The sequence below is a fragment of the Catenibacterium faecis genome, from assembly GCF_014306455.1.
GTDB classification, from domain to species: Bacteria; Bacillota_I; Bacilli_A; order Erysipelotrichales; family Coprobacillaceae; genus Catenibacterium; species Catenibacterium mitsuoka_A.
On record NZ_JACRWG010000088.1, the window covers coordinates 1 to 5,316 of the forward strand.

The following is a 5,316-nucleotide window of genomic DNA, read 5'->3' on the forward strand; positions in this document are numbered from 1 at the left end:
AATATGCTTGCCTTTTTATATTTAGAGTGATATACGAATATTTCAAGCAAACAAAAAATGAAAATACCAATTTGGGATAGCCCAATTGATATTTTCATTTAATTTGTCAACAATCTGAAGCAGCACGTTAGTGCTGCTTTTTCAAACAGTTCTTGAAAAGTATAAATCTCTAGTTTATACTTTTTACTTGAGGAAAAGAGGAATATAAAATGACACGTTATCGTGATACGTATGCAAAAGTACGTTTAGATTATATTAAAGAAAATGTAGAAACATTATATAAAAAAACTAAAAAGCCTATGGTGGCTATCATTAAAGCAAATGCGTATGGACATGGCTATAAGGAAGTTGCTTCTGTTTTAAAGGATGAATCTATTATTCAGATGTTTGCAGTGGCTACTTTAAAAGAAGCTGTAGACTTAAGAGATTTAGGTGTAAAACAGGATATTCTAGTATTAGGTGCAATACCACTAGAAGACTTAGATATTGCGATTAAGAAGAATATCAGCCTTGCTTTATTCTCTTTTGATTACTTAAATAAGATTAATGAAATGCATCACTATGATGCCCCTGTTAAGGTTCATTTAAGTATTGATTCAGGAATGAACAGAATTGGTTTTAAGACAGAAAAAGAATTTGAAAAGGCTATGGAAATGATTGATTCTTCCAAGATTGATGTAGAAGGAATCTTTACTCATTTTGCGACAGCAGATGATTTCTCTCAGGATGATGAATATGAAAAACAATTGGCTTTATTTAAATCTATTGTAGGTAATAACCGTTTTAAATATGTTCATTGTGATAACTCAGCTGCTATGATGTTCCATCATTCAGACTATGGTAATTTGACACGTATTGGTATTGCGATGTATGGTGTAGATCCACGTGGTGAAGAAAATAGTGATTTAAAACAAGCTATGAGTCTTTATACAAAAGTTGCAATGGTTAAAGTTGTACCTAAAGGTGAAAAGATTGGTTATGGTATGACTTATACAGCTGATGAGGACCAATATATTGCGACTTTACCAATTGGTTATGCAGATGGATTTACACGCGCTAATCAGGGTAGAGAAGTCTATATTAATGGTCATTACTATCCTGTAGTAGGAAGAGTATGTATGGATCAGTGCATGGTGAAGGTAGATGAAAATGTAAAACCTGGGGATGATGTGGAAATCTTTGGAGAACATATCTCACTTGCGAAAATGGCTAAAGAAATCAATACAATCCCTTATGAAATCATCTGTCTCATTTCACCAAGAGTGGAGAGAATATATGAAAAGTAGAAATCAATATGCGAAAACAATTAGAAGAATAGAAATCGGTTCTAACTTCTTATTAATTATTGGTATATTAGTCAGCTTCTTTATGTCATGGGGTTTACCTGGAACTATTGGGACTGTTGTGCTTTATATCTTACTTATGGCTTATAATTTTACTTTAATGAAAAGATGTCGTTGTGACTCATGTGGTCATGTTGATATTTTTACAAAGTCTAGAAGTTTTGTGACTGGTGTAGAACAGAGATGTCCTAATTGTAACCACAAGTTAAAAAATGATGTACCACTTAATGAAATAGAATTCAAGAAGTAAAAAGATGTCAGCTTAACGGCTGACATCTTTATTATTATATCTTTTTGCAAGTCTCTGGAATGTCGTATGACTTATTTCCAGCATCCTTCCTGCTTCTCTTAAACTAATTAAATTATTCTCCCAAAGCTGATAAATAGAATCAAAATTTTCTGGAATATCCATGACTGGTCTACCAAACTTCACACCTTTTTCTTTTGCAATTCTAATACCTTCAGCTTGTCTTTGTCTAATATTTTCTCTTTCTATCTGGGCAACATAGGACAATATCTGTAATACAAGATCTGCAATAAACTTTCCTGTTAAGCCATTGATCTTATTTTTTGTATCAAGAAGTGGAAAATCTAATACACTCACATCTACATCCTTATCTTTTGTCAGTATTCTCCATTGTTCAATAATCTCATCATAATTTCTACCAAGTCGATCAATAGACTTAATATACACTTCATCACCTGCCTTCAGCTTTCTTAACATCTTCTTATAATTCTTACGTTCAAAATCTTTGCCTGACTGCTTATCAATAAACATCTTACTCTTATCAATACCAGCCTCTTTCATTGCTTCTACCTGTCTATCAATATTCTGATCTTTAGTAGAAACTCTAATATAAGCATATTTCATATCCATACCTCCATTAATTATGGAGATTATACAAAATATACACTTCTTATATATGTTAAAAAAATTTTTGCAAGTAAAAAGATTGCCTTTTGGGCAATCTCTTTTATAGGTTTGCATTTATAAAATCTTTGAAATAGTAGTACTGTAGAGCACCTGGATATTTTGCAGTCACTTTACCTTTTTTAATAATAAATGTACAAGGTGTAGAGACATTGACATTTAATTTCTTGGTAAGGTAATTAGAAGACTTTCCTTTTGTATCAACATAATAAATTTTATTTTTTCTATTCTTTGTCTGGTAAGTAGTCATTACTTCCTGGAAAGACTTCATAGTATTATCAGAACTATTACCTGCAACAAGAATGAAACTATCCTTGTTTTCAATCTTCTGTTCAAACTTAGTGCTTGATAAAGTTGTATATGTTGCATATGTTGCCTGACGATAAATAAATAATCCAAGGAATACAACAAGTACTAATCCAAAAACACTGATTTCACGTGCAAATTTCTTGATAAAATCTTTCATAATTCTTGTATGCCTCCGCTTAAATATTGTAGCAAATTCTACCCTTTATGACAATATCTTATGTTTCACTTTAGTGTATAAGAATGTTATAATGAGGGCATTAGGAGGATGTACAAATGACTAAAGTAGTAAAAACAGACAAAGCACCAGGTGCTATTGGACCATATAGCCAGGGAATTGATATTGGCAATATGATCTTCTTCTCAGGACAGATTCCATTAGATCCTGAAACAGGCGTGATGCCAGAAGGTATCGAAGCACAGACTAGACGTGCATTAGATAATGTAAAAGGTTTACTTGAAAGTCAGAATCTTACATTCAAGAATGTTGTGAAAACAACTGTATTCTTAGATAATATTAATGATTTTGCAACTATGAATGGTATCTATGCTGAATACTTTGAAGAACCTTATCCAGCAAGAAGTGCTGTAGAAGTTGCTAAACTTCCTAAAGGTGCTTTACTAGAAGTTGAAGTCGTTGCAGTAAAATAGACTTTCTCATCCGAGAAAGTCTTTTTTTATGCTTAAAACCTTGAAAATAATAAGAATTGTGCCATAATCAAAAAGACAATAAAAAAGGAGATTAATATGTTACTCTATTTAAAAACTATTTTGTTTGGTATTGTAGAAGGAATCACTGAGTGGTTACCTATCAGTAGTACTGGACATATGATTTTATTAAATGAATTTGTGAAATTAGATGTTTCTAAAGATTTCTATTCTATGTTCCAGGTTGTAATTCAGTTAGGTGCTATTCTTGCAGTAGTAGTTATCTATTGGAATCAGATCTGGCCATTTAAGAAGAATACAAATCCAATGGTAAAAGGTTTCTTTAAATATGTAGATAGAGATATCTTTGACTTATGGCTTAAGATCATCTTTGCATGTATCCCAGCTGCAGTAGTAGGATTATTATTTGATGATGTATTTGAAGCATTATTCTATAATCCACCATGTGTTGCTCTAGCATTAATTATCTTTGGTATTGGATTTATCGTAATTGAAAATAGAAATGCATCATTAAGACCTAAGATTAACTCTTTAAAAGCTATCAATGGTAAAACTGCTTTCTTAATTGGTATGTTCCAGTTAATTGCAGCTATTTTCCCAGGTACATCTCGTTCTGGTGCGACAATCCTTGGTGGATTAATGTTAGGTGTTAGTCGTACAGTTGCTGCAGAATTCACATTCTTCTTAGCTATTCCTGTTATGTTTGGCGCAAGCTTATTAAAACTAGTTAAGTTTGGTCTTGCATTTACAGCTTCACAGCTTGCAGTATTAGGACTTGGTATGCTAGTCGCATTTGTATCATCAATTTTAATCATCAAGTTCTTAATGAGCTATATCAAGAAGCATGACTTCAAGGTATTTGGATGGTATAGAATTGTATTAGGACTATTAGTACTTGCATATTTCTTCATCATTAAATAAAAAACAATGGCGCGAGCCATTGTTTTATTTTTTCTTAATTGTAATACCAATCTTTCTTTCAACCTTTGCAAGTTTTTTTCTTGCAATTCTTCTTGCTTTCTCTGCTCCTGCTTCAAGAATATTATCAAGATAATCACCATCTAAGACTTCATTATAACGGTCTTGAATTCTCTGAAGTTCGTCTCCGACAACTTCTGCAAGATCCTTCTTGAAATCTCCATAACCCTTACCTTCATACATTGTTTCAAGTTCTTCAATAGTTTTACCTGAAATAATAGAATAGATTTCAAGTAGGTTAGAAATACCAGGCTTATTTTCTGGGTCAAACTTCACATGTGAATCACTATCAGTCACTGCAGATAAGATTTTCTTCTTAGATACATTAATTGGATCTAATACATAAATACATCCTTTGCCATTAGGTGATGATTTACTCATCTTCTTAGTAGGATCCTGTAAGTCCATAATACGTCCACCTACTTTAGGAATGATAGGTTCAGGAAGCTTGAAAGTATCACTATAACGGCTATTAAAACGTTCTGCTACGTTTCTAGCAAGCTCTACATGCTGTTTTTGGTCTTCTCCTACAGGTACATAATCTGGATCATACATTAAGATGTCCGCATTCATTAAAGAAGGGTAGTTGAAGATACCAGCACCAATATGTCCGCCTTTTTCTTCTGCTTCAAGTTTCTTTGATTTATATTGAGTCATACGTGATAATTCACCCATAGAGACCATGCATCCTAAATACCATCCAAGCTGAGCATGTTCTAAGACATCACTCTGTAGGAATAAAGTTACCTGTTCAGGATCTAATCCAGCTGCAATATATAATGCGATTAAATCTTTTGTATTCTTTCTTAAATCCTTAGGTTCCTGGTAAATAGTCATTGAATGAAGATTAGCGACAAAGATAATCATTTCATATTCATTCTGGAACTGTACAAATGGCTTAATAGCGCCAATGTAGTTACCTAAAGTAACACGTCCTGTAGGTTTAATACCACTTAGCATTCTTTTCATAATTTTCTCCATTTCCCCGCGCCTTTGTTGCGCGGACACAAATATATAACCAAACTCAAATCCCCCAAAACTCTAGTGTGCATCTCGATATAATAGTATAATCAAAGAGAGGTGGTATAC

Annotated in this window: 7 protein-coding genes; 4 read left to right on the plus strand and 3 right to left on the minus strand. The window is 32.8% G+C overall.

What is annotated here, in order from left to right; translation table 11 throughout:
* The first annotated feature begins 209 nt into the window (after window positions 1–209).
* Entirely contained in the window at window positions 210–1,286 is a 1,077-nt protein-coding gene (alr, locus tag H8909_RS12360; protein ID WP_187013040.1) for an alanine racemase, read from the plus strand.
* Window positions 1,276–1,593 carry an FmdB family zinc ribbon protein gene (locus H8909_RS12365; protein WP_117458286.1) on the plus strand — a complete coding sequence of 106 codons (318 nt, stop codon included), beginning with the start codon at window positions 1,276–1,278 and terminating at the stop codon, window positions 1,591–1,593. Before alr ends, H8909_RS12365 begins: the two co-directional genes overlap by 11 nt.
* 12 nt (window positions 1,594–1,605) lie before the next feature.
* On the opposite strand, the gene H8909_RS12370 is transcribed toward H8909_RS12365, so the two are convergent.
* Window positions 1,606–2,214, minus strand: a complete 609-nt coding sequence (locus H8909_RS12370) for a recombinase family protein (protein WP_022424464.1) — start codon at window positions 2,212–2,214, stop codon at window positions 1,606–1,608.
* A 103-nt stretch (window positions 2,215–2,317) separates the two neighbouring features.
* Window positions 2,318–2,740, minus strand: coding sequence for a hypothetical protein (locus H8909_RS12375; RefSeq protein ID WP_187013041.1), 423 nt, complete (start codon window positions 2,738–2,740; stop codon window positions 2,318–2,320).
* Window positions 2,741–2,856: 116 nt separating this feature from the next.
* Between H8909_RS12375 and H8909_RS12380 the strand changes: the two genes are divergently transcribed.
* Both H8909_RS12380 and H8909_RS12385 read left to right on the plus strand, forming a co-directional pair.
* Entirely contained in the window at window positions 2,857–3,231 is a 375-nt protein-coding gene (locus H8909_RS12380) for a RidA family protein (protein ID WP_117458289.1), read from the plus strand.
* A 96-nt stretch (window positions 3,232–3,327) separates the two neighbouring features.
* A complete protein-coding gene (locus H8909_RS12385) occupies window positions 3,328–4,170 on the plus strand; it encodes an undecaprenyl-diphosphate phosphatase (protein WP_022424467.1) in 843 nt (280 codons plus the stop codon).
* Between the two features lie 24 nt (window positions 4,171–4,194).
* On the opposite strand, the gene trpS is transcribed toward H8909_RS12385, so the two are convergent.
* Window positions 4,195–5,196, minus strand: a complete 1,002-nt coding sequence (trpS, locus tag H8909_RS12390) for a tryptophan--tRNA ligase (protein WP_187013042.1) — start codon at window positions 5,194–5,196, stop codon at window positions 4,195–4,197.
* Between the last annotated feature and the right edge of the window lie 120 nt (window positions 5,197–5,316).

What these genes read in the sequence shown, in the direction of transcription:
- alr (WP_187013040.1), top strand. Translation starts at nt 210, where the DNA reads ATGACACGTTATCGTGATACGTATGCAAAAGTACGTTTAGATTATATT.
- H8909_RS12365 (WP_117458286.1), top strand. Translation starts at nt 1,276, where the DNA reads ATGAAAAGTAGAAATCAATATGCGAAAACAATTAGAAGAATAGAAATC.
- H8909_RS12380 (WP_117458289.1), top strand. Translation starts at nt 2,857, where the DNA reads ATGACTAAAGTAGTAAAAACAGACAAAGCACCAGGTGCTATTGGACCA.
- H8909_RS12375 (WP_187013041.1), bottom strand. Translation starts at nt 2,740, where the DNA reads ATGAAAGATTTTATCAAGAAATTTGCACGTGAAATCAGTGTTTTTGGA.
- trpS (WP_187013042.1), bottom strand. Translation starts at nt 5,196, where the DNA reads ATGAAAAGAATGCTAAGTGGTATTAAACCTACAGGACGTGTTACTTTA.
- H8909_RS12370 (WP_022424464.1), bottom strand. Translation starts at nt 2,214, where the DNA reads ATGAAATATGCTTATATTAGAGTTTCTACTAAAGATCAGAATATTGAT.
- H8909_RS12385 (WP_022424467.1), top strand. Translation starts at nt 3,328, where the DNA reads ATGTTACTCTATTTAAAAACTATTTTGTTTGGTATTGTAGAAGGAATC.